The sequence below is a fragment of the Amycolatopsis sp. NPDC088138 genome (assembly GCF_044741685.1).
Classification (GTDB): Bacteria; Actinomycetota; Actinomycetes; order Mycobacteriales; family Pseudonocardiaceae; genus Amycolatopsis.
On sequence record NZ_JBIUTB010000005.1, the window covers coordinates 1006403 to 1021259 of the forward strand.

Annotated in this window: 11 protein-coding genes; 5 read left to right on the forward strand and 6 right to left on the reverse strand. The window is 71.9% G+C overall.

Annotation, left to right across the window (positions count from 1 at the left end; genetic code table 11):
• Nucleotides 1–125: 125 nt before the first annotated feature.
• On the reverse strand, nt 126–773 hold the full coding sequence (locus ACIOD2_RS31190) for a phosphate signaling complex PhoU family protein (RefSeq protein ID WP_400545830.1): 648 nt from the start codon (nt 771–773) through the stop codon (nt 126–128).
• A 48-nt stretch (nt 774–821) separates the two neighbouring features.
• Here ACIOD2_RS31190 and ACIOD2_RS31195 point away from each other — a divergent pair, with 48 nt between their 5' ends.
• From ACIOD2_RS31195 to ACIOD2_RS31210, 4 genes are all read left to right on the forward strand, one after another.
• Nucleotides 822–1301 (forward strand): GNAT family N-acetyltransferase, encoded by a 480-nt coding sequence (locus ACIOD2_RS31195; RefSeq protein WP_400545833.1) that lies wholly within the window; start codon nt 822–824, stop codon nt 1299–1301.
• Nucleotides 1302–1404: 103 nt separating this feature from the next.
• On the forward strand, nt 1405–1689 hold the full coding sequence (locus tag ACIOD2_RS31200) for a transcriptional regulator (protein ID WP_400545836.1): 285 nt from the start codon (nt 1405–1407) through the stop codon (nt 1687–1689).
• A gap of 93 nt (nt 1690–1782) precedes the next feature.
• The gene (locus ACIOD2_RS31205) at nt 1783–2787 is read left to right on the forward strand and encodes an isopenicillin N synthase family dioxygenase (RefSeq protein WP_400545839.1); all 1005 of its coding nucleotides are present in this window, start codon (nt 1783–1785) and stop codon (nt 2785–2787) included.
• Between the two features lie 36 nt (nt 2788–2823).
• Nucleotides 2824–3318, forward strand: a complete 495-nt coding sequence (locus tag ACIOD2_RS31210) for a hypothetical protein (RefSeq protein WP_400545842.1) — start codon at nt 2824–2826, stop codon at nt 3316–3318.
• A 44-nt stretch (nt 3319–3362) separates the two neighbouring features.
• On the opposite strand, the gene ACIOD2_RS31215 is transcribed toward ACIOD2_RS31210, so the two are convergent.
• Nucleotides 3363–4457 carry a glycoside hydrolase family 3 N-terminal domain-containing protein gene (locus ACIOD2_RS31215; protein WP_400545845.1) on the reverse strand — a complete coding sequence of 365 codons (1095 nt, stop codon included), beginning with the start codon at nt 4455–4457 and terminating at the stop codon, nt 3363–3365.
• A gap of 106 nt (nt 4458–4563) precedes the next feature.
• Between ACIOD2_RS31215 and ACIOD2_RS31220 the strand changes: the two genes are divergently transcribed.
• Nucleotides 4564–5457 carry a phosphotransferase gene (locus ACIOD2_RS31220; protein WP_400545848.1) on the forward strand — a complete coding sequence of 298 codons (894 nt, stop codon included), beginning with the start codon at nt 4564–4566 and terminating at the stop codon, nt 5455–5457.
• On the opposite strand, the gene ACIOD2_RS31225 is transcribed toward ACIOD2_RS31220, so the two are convergent.
• From ACIOD2_RS31225 to ACIOD2_RS31240, 4 genes are read right to left on the reverse strand one after another with little or no spacing between them, the layout of a single operon-like run.
• Complete coding sequence (locus tag ACIOD2_RS31225; protein WP_400545851.1) at nt 5458–5928, reverse strand: hypothetical protein; 471 nt, start codon at nt 5926–5928, stop codon at nt 5458–5460. It lies immediately after the preceding gene.
• A 25-nt stretch (nt 5929–5953) separates the two neighbouring features.
• Nucleotides 5954–9547 carry a discoidin domain-containing protein gene (locus tag ACIOD2_RS31230; protein WP_400545854.1) on the reverse strand — a complete coding sequence of 1198 codons (3594 nt, stop codon included), beginning with the start codon at nt 9545–9547 and terminating at the stop codon, nt 5954–5956.
• A gap of 11 nt (nt 9548–9558) precedes the next feature.
• A complete protein-coding gene (locus tag ACIOD2_RS31235; RefSeq protein ID WP_400545857.1) occupies nt 9559–10662 on the reverse strand; it encodes a DUF5005 domain-containing protein in 1104 nt (367 codons plus the stop codon).
• 18 nt (nt 10663–10680) lie between these two features.
• The gene (locus ACIOD2_RS31240) at nt 10681–14436 is read right to left on the reverse strand and encodes a GH92 family glycosyl hydrolase (RefSeq protein WP_400545860.1); all 3756 of its coding nucleotides are present in this window, start codon (nt 14434–14436) and stop codon (nt 10681–10683) included.
• Between the last annotated feature and the right edge of the window lie 421 nt (nt 14437–14857).

Here is a 14857-nt window from a genome sequence, read left to right on the forward strand (position 1 = left end):
CCGTGGTGTGTTGTGCGGCTGGGTGCACGACGTGGGGCCGCCCGAGGGTGAGGGGGCGCTCACGTGGTGGAAGCCGGGCCGGTTTCGGCGGCAGGGCCGAAGCGTGTTGTTCGGCCGGTGAGCGCCTACGTGGTGGACGTCCGGCCGGTTTCGGCGAATTCGAGCCGCTTGGCCACCGAAACCGCCTGGTCGGCGAACCGCTCGTGGAAGCGGGCCAGCAGGGCTAGGTTGCTGGCCGCCTGGACCCCGTGCGCCCAGTCGTCCTTCGTGATCGCCGCCAGCGCGCGGGCGTGCAGGGCGTCGACGGCGTGGTCGGTCTCGTCGAGCTCGGCGTGGCCGCCCTCGGCGTCGCCGAGGATCAGCTCGCCCACCCGGTCGGCCATGCCCGCCCCGATCTCACCCAGTTCGGTGAACACGCCTTCGAGCTCGGCGGGCACGGCGTGGTCGGGGTGGGTGAAGCGGGCCGCGTCGGCGACGTGCGCGGCGAGGTCGCCCATGCGCTCGATCTTCTCCGCGCAGTAGACCGCGGCGAGGATGGTGCGCAGGTCCCCGGCGACGGGCGCCTGCAACGCGAGCAGCGACTGGGCCTGCTCTTCACAGGCCTCGCGGGCCCGGTCGAGCTGGTCGTCGGCGGTCAGGACCTCCTCGGCCAGCTGGAGGTCGGCGGTCAGCAGCGCCCGGTTCGCCCGCCTCATGGCCTCGGCGGCCAGTGCGCACATCGCGCCCAGCTGTTCGCCGAGCCGGGCCAGGTCTCCGTGAAAGCTTTCGCGCATCGGCGCAGAATAGCGGCAGGAGGCCGGGCGCGGTGGGAAGGTCCAGGCATGCGGGAACTGATCACGCCCACCACCCGGTTGCGTGAGGCCTGGCTGGACGCGCACGCGGAGTGGGGGCCGGGTGTCCACGAGGACGGCTTCGGGCTGCGGCCCGAGGACGACGTCGGCTCGCCGGCCGGCTTCGCGGCCTGGATCGCGCGCCTGGCCGGCGACGGCGGGACCCGGTACCGGTGGATCGTCGACGACGACGTGGTGCTCGGCGGGATCGCGCTCCGGCACGGGTCCGGCGAGCTGGTGCGGCTGGCCGGCCACATCGGTTACGGCCTGAGGCCGGCCGCGCGTGGCCGCGGGCTCGGCACGTGGGCGCTGGGCCGGATGCTCGACGAGGCGCGGTCGCTCGGCATGGACCGGGTGGTGCTGGTCTGCGCGGCCGGCAACGCCGCGTCGAGGAAGACGATCGAACACCACGGCGGAGTCCTCACCGAGCGTGGTGCCGTGCTGCGGTACCGGATCGACCTGGGCGGGTGACGGACGTTCATGATCCGGACAACGTTGACACCGCACGCACGCGTTCTTACTTTCGGTGCACGGCAACCGGATGAGCGTGACCGATCCGTCCCGAGGAGTCCCGATGTACGGTCCGGCCGACCTTGATCACCTGCTCGCGCACGGGCCGTTCCCGGCCGCGCTGCGGGCGGCGATCGTCGCGCGCGGGCTGTCGCTGGACCGCATCCGCCACCGCCTCGCGCGGCGCGGGCTTTCGATCAGCGTGCCCACGCTCAGCCTCTGGCAGTCGGGCCGCCGACGTCCCGAGCGCGCCGAGTCGCTGCGCGTGCTGTCCGGGCTGGAGCAGGTGCTCGAGCTGCCGTCGGGCTCCCTCGAGACCCTGCTCGGGCCACCACGACCACGCGGCTGACGAAGTTCCTTGCCGGGCAAGCGTTTCCCGGCGGCGAAAGCCCGGCTGTCCGCGATGTGGGAACGCCCGTCCCGGAGGCTTAGGCTGCTGGACGTGACCGCCCTGCCGCTGATCGACCTCTCGCGCTTCCGCGACCCCGCCGAGGACCGCGCGGAGTTCCTGGCCGGACTGCGCCACGCCGCGCACGAAGTCGGCTTCTTCTACGTCGTCGGCCACGGTGTGCCCGAGCGACTGACCACCGGGATCTTCGACGCGGCAAGGGAGTTCTTCGCGTTGCCGCTCGACGAACGGCTGGCGATCGAGAACATCCGCTCCCCGCAGTTCCGGGGTTACACGCGAACCGGTCACGAGTACACCGGCGGGGCGCCGGACTGGCGGGAGCAGATCGACATCGGCCCGGAACGCGACCCGGTCGCGCCCGGCGGCCCGGCGTGGCAACGGCTCATCGGTCCCAACCAGTGGCCGGAAACCCTTCCCGGACTCCGGGAAACCACCCTGGAATGGCAGGCCGAAGCGCTGCGCGTCAGCCGCGAAGTCCTCCGCGCGCTGGCCGCGGCCCTGGGCCAGGACGAGCACTACTTCGACGCGTGGTTCGACGAAGAGGCCTCCACGCACGTGAAGATCCTGCGCTACCCCGGACGGCCCTCGGCCGAGCAGGACCAGGGTGTGGGCGCGCACAAGGACTACGGCTACCTGGCGCTGCTGCAGCAGGACGAGGTCGGCGGCCTGCAGGTCCAGGCGGCCGACGGCAGCTGGCTCGACGCCACGCCGATTCCCGGCAGTTTTGTCTTCAACATCGGCGAAATGCTGGAGATCGCGACCCAGGGCTACCTGACCGCCACCCGCCACCGCGTGGTCAGCCCGCCGGCCGGCGTCGAGCGGTTCTCGGTGCCGTTCTTCCTCGGTCCCCGCCTCGACGCGGTCGTCGAACCGCTGCGGCTGCCACCGGAGCTGGCGGTGGACGCGAAGGGTGTCAGTGAGGACGCGGACAACCCGCTGCACGCGACGTACGGGGAGAACGCGCTGGTCGGCTGGTTGCGGTCGCACCCGGAGGTCGCGCAGCGCTGGTGGGGGGACGTGCTCGCGGAGCGCGGATGAGCCCCGCCGTTCTCCGATGTCTGTGAGGATGGCGGTATGACGGAGACACCTGCTGAGCCGGAGCCGGATCTGCGGTCTCAGCTGGAGGTCCTGCGCGACGTCGTCCAGGCCGAGCTGGCGGCCGCCGGATTGCCCGTGATGCCGGGGGAAGAGCCGATCGGCGCCGCCGGTGCGGTCGTGAAGGTCGACGTGCCGGATTTGCGCGGTGTCGCGGTCGGCTGGTGCGAGCACGTGGTCCTGCTCGACGCGCTGGAGGAGGCGTGGGCCGAAGACCCGCACCAGGAGGGTGCGGAGTGCGCGGCGTTCGGGCGGTTGACGTCCGCGATCGGCGAGGCGATGTCCGTGGCGATGCGGAAGATCCTCACGGCGGCGGGGCTCGAGGTGGCCGACGCCGCGAACGACCACGCGCCCGACCAGCTCCTGGTGACCCGGATGGTGTCCCTGTCGGTGTGGCAGGCGCGGCGGGACGCCCAGTTCGCCCGGCGCGAGGAAGCGATGCAAGCGGCGTGGCGCAGCCGGAGCGCGGAATAGCGCCCGGGCGACGAGCAGCCGTATAACGCCCTGTACGCCGGTGGTCAGTGCAGCTGGCTCCGCAGGTCGGAGACCCGGTCGACCGCGGCGGTGAAGTCCGCGGCGGACAGGGTGCCGTTGCCCAGCGCGGTGGCCAGGGCGTCGGCCGCGCTGTCGCCTTGGGCGACGTCGCGGGCCGAGGCCAGGATGAGGTCCATGCCCGCGCCGGCCGCCAGCACCGCGCGGTTGCCGGTGGTCCCGTAGCCGGCGAGCGCGCGGGCCTCCAGCGCGTCGGTGATGGTGATGCCGCCGAAACCGTTGCGCTGCCTCAGTTCCTGCTGGATGACCGTGGGGGAGAGCCCGGCCGGGCGCCCGGCGTCGAGCGCCGGGTAGACGGCCCAGGACAGCATCACGAGGTTCACCCTCGCCTGGATCGCCGACGAGTACGGTCCCTCGTCCGTCGCGCGCAGCTCGGTCAGGGGCACGTTCAGCGTCACCGGCGCCGTGTCGGTGTTCGCGCCCGCCGGGGCCGAGCCCAGGCCGGGGAAGTGCTTGGCGGTCGCCGCGACGCCGGTGGCCTGCTGCGCGGTGATGTCCGCGGCGCCCAGGCGGCCGGCGACGGCCGGGTCGTTGCTGTAGGAGCGGCCGTACTGGTCGATGAAGTCGCCGGGCTGCCGGTAGACGTCGAGCACCGGCGCCAGGTTGACGTTCATCCCGGCCGCGGCGAGCGTGTAGCCCGCACCGCGGCCGGCGGTGGTCGCGGCGGCCACCGGATCGGCCGCCTGCCCGACCTGCTTCTCCGACAGGGCGGGCTCACCCGGCAGCCGGCGCACCTGGCCGCCTTCCTGGTCGGTCATCAGCAGCAGGGGAGCGGAAACCGGGCTCTGCGCCGACGCGGCGCGCAGCTGCTGCACGACCCCGGCGATCTGCTGGCTGCTCTGGATGTTCTCCCCGAAGAAGATGACGCCGGCCGCTTCACCGGCGCGGATGCGCTGCAGGAGCGCGTCCGGTGGGGTGAGGCCGGGGTAGGAGTAGATCACCCGCTGGCCGGCGAGCTGCCGGGGCGTCAAGCCGGCCTCGGGGGCGGCGGCCGCGGACCCCGCCAGCGCCGCGACGGCGACCAGGGCCAGCAGAGTCCTCCTGCGCGTCACACGGTTCATGGGGTCAAGCTCCCTCCAGAGAGCTTCACGGTAACCCTTTCGGGTGACGGATGGAAAGTTTCTGACGACCTCGGCGACGAGAGCCTTCTCGGTACTGTGAGGTCGCATGACCGGCACCGAGCTCGAGATCACCGCGGACCTGGTCCGTGACCTGCTGCGGGAGCAGCATCCGGACCTCGCGGGGCTGGCCATCCGTGAAGTGGCGGGCGGGTGGGGCAACCGGATGTGGCGGCTGGGGGACGAGCTGTCCGTGCGGATGCAGCGGATGGACCCCACCCCGGAGCTCCAGCTCAAGGAACGGCGCTGGCTGCCGGTGCTGGCCCCGCTGCTGCCGCTCCCGGTGCCGACCCCGGTGCGGTCCGGCGCACCGTCCGAGCGGTTCCCGAAACACTGGACCGTGATGACGTGGGTGCCCGGCGAGCCGCTCGACCACGTCTCGATCAGCCGCGGTACCCACGCGGCCGACACCCTGGCGGAGTTCCTCCGGGCGCTCCACGTGCCGGCACCCGCCGAGGCGCCGGTGGCCACGGACCGCGGTGCCCATCCCCGGGACTGCACGGGCGGCTTCGAGAACTTCGTCCAGGCCGTCGCCCCCGACGACGTCGCCGCCGACGTCCGGGCCGTCTGGGACGACGCCGTCGCGGCCCCGGCGTGGGATCGCCCGCCGGTGTGGGTGCACGGCGACCTCCACCCCGCGAACGTCGTGGTCTCGGACGGAACGCTCTCGGGTGTCGTCGACTTCGGTGACCTGTTCGCCGGCGATCCGGCGTGGGACCTCGCCGCCGCGTGGGTACTGCTCCCCGCGGGCACGGCCGCCCGGTTCTTCGACCGGTACGCGCACGCGGACGAGGCGGCGATCCGGCGCGCCCGCGGGCTGGCCGCGCTGAAGAGCCTGTTCCTGATGCTCATGGGGCAGAACGGGGACCGGGGCCTTCCCGGCGGCAAGCCGCACTGGGGACCCGCGGGCCGGGCGGCCCTCGATCGTGTCCTGCGGGGTTGATCAGCTCTTCGTCAGCTCGAACCCGAGCTGCCGGCCGCCGTTGCCGGACTGCTCCAGCAGGGTGAACCGGTAGGGCCCGACGACCGCGGCGTTGCCCTGGGTCAGCCGGGTCTGCTTGCCCGCGAAATCGACGGCCAGCGCGGGTGTGTCCCGGTCGCCCCGCAGCTGCAGCAGCTGCCCGCCGGCGCAGCCGACGAACAGCCCGTCCTTGGTGTGCGTGATCTGCGGCTGGTCGCCGGTGGTGGTGGCCGCGCCGGTGCCCAGGTTGAGCGTGAAGCCGCAGTTGCCCGGCGTGGCCGGTGCGCTCGCGCTGGTCGACGTCGTCGATGTCGTCGATGTGGCCGCGGCCGCGGTCGTGGTCACCGCGGGCGGCGGTGCCGGTGGTGCTGGTGACGGCGCGGCGGGTTCGCCCCCGCAGCCGCTCACCAGCACCGAAACCGACAACGCGAGTACCACGGGGCTTCTGCGCACGCGGCACCGTACCGCGGGTTGAGCCTCAGCTGGTGCGGCGCGGGACGTTCAGCCCCTCCACCACGAATCGCGGGCGGCCCGACGGGAGGGCGTGGGACGGCCACGACACCGTCACCGTGGCCGTCTCGCCGGGGAGCAGCCAGAGGTAGTTTTCGCTGCAGCTCAAGGGAAGGACGCGCTCGTCGGTGCGGGCGTCGCGGGCCGAAACGCGGGCACCCGCGGTGACGACGCGGCCGGTGTTGCGCAACGTCACGACGGCTTCGCTACGGTCGCCGTCGCGGCGGATCGGGCCGGCGTGCAGGGTGACGTCGGCGGGGGTCTTGGTCAGCTCCTTCGCGTCCGCCGGGGTGCGGTAGCGCCAGTAGACGTTGCGGGACAGCTCGGCGCCGTCCCGCCCGACCAGGCGCAGGCGCAGCAGGTGCAGGGCCGGCAGGTCGGCGGTGAACGGCACGGTGAAAGCCGCCTTCACCGAGGACGCGGGCACGGACACCGGCGCGGTCACCGGCGTGCCGAGCGAGCGTCCGCGCAGGTCGACCAGCTCGGCGTGCACCGTGGCGCCGTCGAGGTTCCGCGCGGTCTGGTTGACCGCGTGCACCTGCCAGTCCGACAGCCGCGCCTGCACGTGCAGCGGCTCACACCCCTTGCGTGCGCCGTGGAAGCTGCCGTTGGTGTCGAGGTCGTAGTCGTAGGTCTGCCAGACCGTGCTGTGGTGCGCCGGGTGCGACATCCACAGCAGCACGCCCGACGCGTCGTCCCACAACGCCGCGTTGTAGGCCTCGAAGATCGCCCGCATGCTCTCGTAGTTGACGAGCTGGGCCTTCGCGCAGAAGTCGTCGAGCGAGGTCCCCGGCCCGAACCGGTCCTCGATCGCGCCGCGGTAGGTGTCCGGGTTCTGGCCGCCGCGGGTGCACCAGTCGTGGTGGAACCAGACGTCGCCGATCGGCCACGACGGCTGGTCGGCCGCCAGGCGCCGCATGCTCTCCGCGACCGGCACGGTCGGCAGGCCGATTTCGCTGTGGAAGCCGTAACTGCCGATCGAATAGGTGTCACCGTCGAAGTAGCGTGCGGGGTCGATCCACGAGTACGGCCCGTGCCCGGTGACGACGCCGCCCGCTGAGTTGCCCTGGTACCACAGTTCCGGCTGCTGCACCGCGAGCATCTTCCGCAGCCCGGCGTCCATCGCGGCGGGCGGGTCGCTCTCGTTGGTGGCACACCAGACCACGATGGACGGGTGGTGCCGGTAGCGCACGACCGTGTCCGTCGCGATGGTGAGGAAGACGTCGTTGTCCGGCGGGAAGATCGCGTCCCCGGCCCAGAAGTCGTTCCACACCAGGATGCCGTTCTCGTCGCAGGCGGCGAAGAACTCCTCGCGGTTGCTGGAGCCGACCCAGTTGCGGATCATCGTGAAGTTCATGTCGCGGTGCAGCGCGACGGCGTCGGCCATCCGGTGGGGGAGCACCCGGCGCAGCAGCTCGTCGAAGCCCCAGTTGCCGCCCTTGGCCAGCACCCGCACACCGTTGACGCTGATCTGCAGCGGCGTGCCGGAGTTGCTGACCTTCTTGAGGTCGGTCCAGGTCGCGCCGTCGTCGGAGACCTGCACGGTGAAGGTCAGCGCGTAGGCGGTCTCCCAGGTCAGCACCACGTGGTCGAACGCCGTCGCCGCGCCCAGATCCACCTGGATCCACTGGTTGTCGGAGTAACCCGACGACCAGCGCGTGTCGTCCCGCCCGTCCACGGCGTTGGAAGCGAGGTCGTTCCCGTTGTCCTCCGACGACGCGGTCGCGGTCTTGCCCGGGGCCAGGTCCGGCCCGGAACCGTCCACAACGGACAGCGTCCACAGCGAAATGCCGTAACCGGTGGCGCGTTTCCCGCCCTGGATCCGCAGGTACCGCGCGGTGGTCCGGTCGAACTCCACCGTCTGCGGCTGGGAGTGGCCCGTGGCCGGGTCGATCACGATCGGCTGGGTCGCGGTGTAACCGAACTGCCGCAGTCCCACCTGGACGGTCCGGCGGTCGCTGACCTGGTTGCCGACGCTCACCGTGGTGGTCAGCGGGTGCAGCTTCGGATCGCCGTACCCGTTGGGCCACCACAGTTCCGGACGTCGCAGCCGCAACGCCGGGTCGGTCGCCGGGGTGAACGTGACGTCGAGGGACGCACCCGCGGCGAGGTTCACGCGGCGGCTCACCCGGGCGCCTGTCAGCTCCGCGGCGACGGTCACGGTCCGGGCCGTCGTCGATGCGTTGCGCACGGGCACGACCAGCGTCACCTCGGCGACCGACGTGTCCGGCAGGTTTGGCAGCCGGGTGTCGACGCGTGGTTCGCCGAGCACGGCGTCACCGGTCGAGCGCAGCCGGACGTGGTTCCAGATGCCGGCGCCGCGGTCGCGGACGCCGGGCATCCAGTCCCAGCCGCTGATCGAGATGTACCCGGGCAGGTCCTGCTGCTCGGCGTTGGAGTTCAACGTCGAGACGCCGTCGGGGCCCTTGTCGCCGGGGTTGCCCGGGTGCGGCATCGGGTCGATCCGCACGGCCAGCGCGTGCGCGTCCTTGCCGTGCAACGCGCTCGTGACGTCGAACGCGGCGCGCGCCACCGGGTGGGTGAGCGAGCCGACGGCGGTCCCGTCGACCCAGATCTCGGCGTGGTGGTCGATCCCGTCGAACTCCAGCCAGACGCGGCGGCCGGCGTCGAACCCGCGCGGCAGCGCGAACTCGCGGCGGTACCACCAGCTGTGCCGCGAAAGCGCTTCCGGGGCGCGCATGTTGCCGAACCCGGACGTCGGCTCCGGCAGCTTGCCCTGCTCCACCAGCGACGTGTGCACGGTGCCGGGCACGGTCGCGGGCAGCCAGGTCGACGTGTCGACACCGGCGCGGGCGAGCGCGGCACCGTCGGCGGACGGCAGCCGCGAGTCCATGGTCAGGGTCCAGCCCGACTCGAGCGCGACCGTGCCGTCCGCGGCCGTCTGCAGGGCCGGCGGCCGGGTGGTGTGCCGGCCCCAGTCGGTCCAGCCGGTGGCGTCCGGCCGCGGGTGGTCGGACCGGCCGTACACCTCGAAGGCGTTGACGCCCAAGGGGTTCGCGTTCGCCTGCTGCTTCGCGGTGAGCCGCACCCAGCGGGCCGTGACCGGCTTCTGGAGGGCGATCTCGACGCGGCCGCCGGGGGAGTCCGCGGCGGTGTGCACCGTCTGCCAGGTGCGGCCGTCGGCCGAGACGTCGAGGGTGAACGCGACTGCGGAGCTGGACAGCACCTCCCAGCCGGTGGTGTTCAGGAACGGGTTGATCCCGGACGCCGGGGTGAACACCGGGTCCGCGGCGGTCGCCTCGAACACCAGCACCACCGACTCGATCCGGCAGGCGGCCTGCAGGTCCACGGCGATCCACTGGGGATCACCCGCGCCCGCCCGCCAGCCCGAGCCCTTCACGCCGGTCTCGGCCAGGCCGTCCACGGCGAACCACGCCGGCGTCGGCGCGTACGCCGTGGAGGACACCGTCACCGGCCGATAGCGGGCCAGGTCGGTCGCCTGCTGGGCTTCGGCCACGGCGGGGAGCGCGGCCGGCACCCCGAGGGCGGCGAGCAGGACGGCGTTGGACTGCAGGAACGTGCGACGGGACAAACCGCTCACGGTCGGGGCTCCTATCGGGAGAGCTTGAGGTCGACGAACCGGGGGCGGTTGTTGTCGATGTTCGCGTAGAGGTCGGCCAGCTTCTCGCTGTTGGTGTTGTAGGAGATGACGAGCTCCCCGGGCTTGCTGATTTCGGGGTGCGCAGCGACGTTGTAGGTGTAGCGCCCGTTCCCGGCCTCGGGCGCGGTGTAGATCGTCTCGCCGCCGGTGAACGGGCCGACCGGGCTGGTCGCGTGGTAGGCGTGGATGGTGCTCTCGAGGCCCGAGCCGAACGTCGTGAGCAGGTACTCGCCGCCCACCGGCGTGACGCCGAAGGAGCTGCCGACGTTGCCGAGCAGCCGCGCCGACGCCGCCGGGTCGGCGGTCCAGCCGTCCGCGGTCCGGAACTGCCACGGCCCGTCGAGCCGGCCGATCGGGGCGCGCGCGACGTGCAGGTACTTCGTGAAGCCTTCGCCCTCGACGCCGTAGATGTAGGTCCACGCGCCGTCGCGCGTCAGCTCGGTGCCCCACTGGACGTTGCCGACCGAGGCCACGTCGGTGAGCTTCTCCAGCCGGAACGTGTACGGGTCGAGCGTCGCGAGCTTCGTCTTGGTCCAGGCGAAGTTGAACGGCGGCGGGTCGTCGGTCGGCGCCTGCTCGAACTCGATCACCCGCAGCTTTCCGCCGTCGACGATGCCGTCGCCGTTCCAGTACCAGTAGTCGTTCGGCTCACCCGGGCTGTCCGGCGTCGGGCCGACGAGGGACTTCGGGTGCCCCGGCGGGCCGGGCGCGATCGTGGTGAGGATGTGCTTCGCGTCCGGTGTGGACAGTACGGCCGAGTTGTGCGTGAACGGCGAGGATTCCGGCAGGCTGTCGTCGGCGCGCACGGGTCCGAAGAAGGTGTCGTTGTACAGCCAGACGTCCAATCCGGACGGCAGCCGTGTCGAGTAGGTGCCGTCGGCCGCGGCCCAGCCGACTCCGGGGCGGCGGCCGAAGTCCTGCCACCGCTGGGTGAGCGCCGTGTCGGCGGTGGCGCCGACGATCCGGAGTGGACGGACGGTCGCCGCGGCGGGTCCGGCGAGGGCGAGGGAGGCGGTGACGGCGGCGGACAGGGCCAGGGTGCGGCGGTACTTCATGAGTCGCTCCTTAGGTGGTCAGCGGTGACCGAGCAGTTCGACTTCGGCGACGGACGTCTTGGTCGCGCCGGGCGCGGCGGTGAGGTCGAGCTTGAAGTACTTGAAGGTTCCGGCTTGGGCGGGTGTGAAGACCCGGGTTTCCTGGCGCCACGCGAACGTCTGGGCTTGCCGCCGGTCGAGGGTGGTCCAGTGGGTGCCGTCGGCCGAACCGGACAGCGTCCACGCCGCCGGATCGCTCCCGGCGGCCGTGCCCGCGGTCACCGTGTACTGCTCGACGCGGTGCGCGGCGGGCAGGGTGAAGGTGACGCTGCCGGCCGCGGGCAGGTCGGCGACGGTCGCGGAAGTGTTGTCCACCAGGGCGTCCACAGTGGACGTGCCTGGTCCGGTGAAGTCCTGCTGCGGGTCGCCGGTTGCGGACGGCGGCGCGTCCTGCGGCCCGGTGCCCCAGGCCGACGGCCGCGGGCCCATGACGAAGTCGATCCGGCCGCCGTGCGCGAGGTCGTCGTGGCTCAGCCAGGTGTGGCTCGTCGGGCGCCCGTTGACGCTCATCGCCTGCACGTAGACGTTGCGCGCGGAGTTGCCGTGGGCGTCGAGCACCAGCGTGCGGCCGTTCTCCAGGTGGATGGTGGCCCGGTCGTAAAGCGGTGAGCCGACCGCGAACGTCGGTGAACCGCTCTGCAGCGGGTAGAAGCCGAGGGCGTTCATCACGTAGAACGCCGACATGGAGCCGTTGTCCTCGTCACCGGGGTAACCCTGGCCGATGGCGCTGCCGGTGAACGACCGCGCGAGCGCGGCCCGGGTGAGCGCCGCGGTTTTCGACGGCTGCCCGACGTAGTCGTACATGTAGGGCACGTGCATCGCGGGCTGGTCGTTGAACGCCCACTGGCCGAACTGGTCGTCGCGGCCCTCGAACATCTCGTGGTACGGCCCGCCCCAGCCACCGCCGTACTGCGCGGTCTCCGGCGTCGCGAAGAACTGGTCGAGCTTGGTCGCGAGCCCCGCGCGGCCGCCGTGGAGCGCGGCGAGGCCGGCACCGTCCTGCGGCACGGAGAAGGCGTACGTCCAGCCGTTGCCTTCGGTGTAGTCACCCGCGTTCCAGTCGAGCGGGTTGTACGTCCCGGCCGCGTGCGCCCAGTCACCCGTGGCGGTCTTCGGCTGGAAGAACCCGGTCTTCGGTTCGAACAGCTTCGCGTAGTTGCCGGAGCGGTCGGTGAAGTAGTGGTAGTTGGTCAGGTATTCGTCGCGTTTCGGGTCGTTCGGCTTGCTCGTCTGGTACAGCTTCAACGACATCTGCGCGATGCCGTAGTCGGCGATCCAGTCCTCCAGCGACGCCGACGCGCTCGAGCCCGTGTCGGACGGCGTGTAGCCGAGGAAGGTCGTACGCGGCACGTCGGGACGTCCGGTCAGCCCGGACGAGGGCACCATCGCGTCCTTCACCGCGGCTTCGTAGGCCGAGGCGACGTCGAAGTTCGTGACGCCGCGCAGGTAGGCGTCGGCGATCGCGACGTCCGAGCTGGTGCCGCTGAAGCCGAGGTAACCCGGCGCGGTCCACTGGCCGAGCCAGCCGCCGTCACGGTACTGCTGCACGAAGCCGTCGATCATCTTGCCGGTCTGGCTCGGGTAGAGCAGCGAGTTCAGCGACCAGGCGCTGCGATAGGTGTCCCAGAAGCCCTCGTTGGCGTACGGCTGGCCGGCCTTGATCGTGGAGCCGGTGGTCGTGGGCGTGTTCGCGCCGGCACTGGGGGAGTAGGGGCTGGCGTAGCGGTAGTCCGGCTTCGCGGCGCTGCCGGTGTTCTCGGCCAGCTCGTTCGGGTACAGGTTGAGCCGGTAGAGGCTCGAGTACAGCGAGGTGAGCTGGTCCTGCGTGGCGCCGTCCACGGTGATCACGCCGAGCTGCCGGTCCCACGTCCGCTGCGCGTCGGCGCGGACCTGGTCGAAGCCGCGGCTGCCGACTTCCAGTTCAAGGTTGTGTTTTGCCTGGTCGACGCTGAGGAAAGACGTCGCCACGCGCATGGTCAGCGTCCGGTCGTGGCCGAGGGAGAAGCCCGCGAACGCGCCGTTGCCGCTGCCGCCGGTCAGGGAGCCGGACGCCGTCATCGGGCGGTCGAAGGTGGCGTAGACGAACATCCGCGGTGCGCCCCAGAAGCCGCTGACGTCGGAGTATCCGGTGACGGTGCCGGTTTTGGGATCGACGGTGACGGCCGCGCGGTTGTCGACGTTGTCGAAGATCAGGCTGTCGCCGCCTGCGGGGAACTTGAACCGGAGGACAGCGGCGTGGTCGGTGGGTGTCATCTCGGTGCTCAGGCCGTTGTCGAACGTGACGCCGTACCGGTCCGGTCGCGCGGACTCGTTGTCGTGGCTGAAAGTCAGGGCCCGCTGTGTCCGATCTGCTGACGCGGGAGTGTCCGAAGTGGACGGCATGACCTGGAACGTCTGGTGGTCGCCGACCCACGGGCTCGGCTCGTGGCTGACCGAGAACGCCTGGATCGCGGGGCGCCCGGCGGGGGTGTTGTCGCGCAGGTACTGGTAGATCGTGCCGGTGGAGGACGCGTCGGTGACCGGCGACCAGAAGTTGAAGCCGTGCGGCAGCGCGGTGGCCGGGATGGTGGCGCCGCGCGAGTAGTCGCCGGAGGAGTTGGTGCCGCGGGTGGTCACGGCGCACTCGGTCAGGTGCCGGTCGGCGCACGAGCCGGCCGGGGCGTCGGCGATCACGACGTCGTCGACCCAGCCGGCGAAGTGCGCGGGCGCGCCCGGCCCGGCCCAGGTCAGCAGCACGCGGTCGACGGTCTTGCCCGCCGCGACCGCGCCGAGGTCGGCGGTGACCTGGTTCCACTGCCCGGTGTGGAGCGTCTTCGCCGTGCCCTGCTCGCCGGCGGTGAGGCGGACGCCGTTCTGGTCGGTGACGGGCAGCCCGCTCAGCCGCGACCCGTCGGTGAACGCGAGGTCGAGGGCGACGTAGGTGCTCGGGTAGGCGGTGTCGTTGCCGGTGAACTCGGGGAAGACCACATAGGACAGTTGCGTGTTCCGGCGGACCGGCACGCCGACGTCGTAGAGCTTGTCGGTCGCGGTGCCGCGGGCGCCGGGCTGCCAGCCCTCGTAGTGCAGCGAGTGGGTGCCGGTGAAGCCGAGGTGGGGCTTGACGGTCGGCCCGGCCGCGGGCCCGTCACCTACCTCGGCCGTCATGCCCGGTGCGCTTTGCGTGCCCAGGGCGATTTCGGCGAGCTGGAGGGTGCCGTCGCCGTGGTTGGCGGTGACAGCGAGGCGGTAGTGCCGGTAGGCGCCCGGGTGCGCGACGGCGAAGACGCGGGTCTGGCCGCGCTGGGTGAAGTCCTGGTCGCGGCGGTCGTCGACGGTCTGCCAGCGCGTCCCGTCGGTGGAGCCCTGCAGAGTCCAGGCGCGCGGATCGCGGGCGGGGCTGTCGCCCGCCGCGGTGAGCGTGTAGGTGGTGACGGTGTTTGTCAGGTCGGCGGTCAGCGTGCCCTTCGGCGCGGGCACCTGCCAGGTGGTGGCGGGATTGTGGTCGGTGGCCTTGGCGGCGTCGGCGGGCTCGGTGCCGGACCCCGTGACCGCGGCCGGGGTGACCTCGGCGATACCCGGGACAACGCCGTGTGCGGGGCTTTCGGGAGTGTTTTGCCAGGTCGGCGCCGGGTCGGCGGCCTCGAAGGAGGTCCGGAACGACGACGGCGCGGCACTGGCGGCCGGAGCCGCGGTCGTCGCGGCGGCCACCGCAAGAACGGCGGCGAACGGGACCAGGCGGCGGCGGAAAACGGCCACGACGGGCTCCCTCGAAGATCGGGCGGGCAGGCGCCGACGTGCCGATTGACAACGTTGGCAACGCGGCCCAGTCTCGGTCGCCATTGTCAGCGTTGTCAATGGCCAGGACTGGACAGAACCACTGTCCGGTGCGGGTTGGCGAACGCCCCAATGTGGCCTTCGGTGCGTGTGACGCACCGAAGGTGGCCTTCGGTGCGTGGGACGCAACCAAGGCGGCCTTGGGGCGTTGGGCTCAGCGCCTGGCCGAGCGCAGTGCGACCCGAGACCCAAGGTGGCCTTCGGTGCGTGAGATGCACCCAAGGCGGCCTTGGGTGCGTGTGACGCAACCAAGGTCGCCCTTGGGGCGTCGGTTCAGCGCCTGGTCAAGCGCGGTGCGACCCGAGACCCAATGTGGCCTTCGGTGTGCGAGACGCACCCAAGG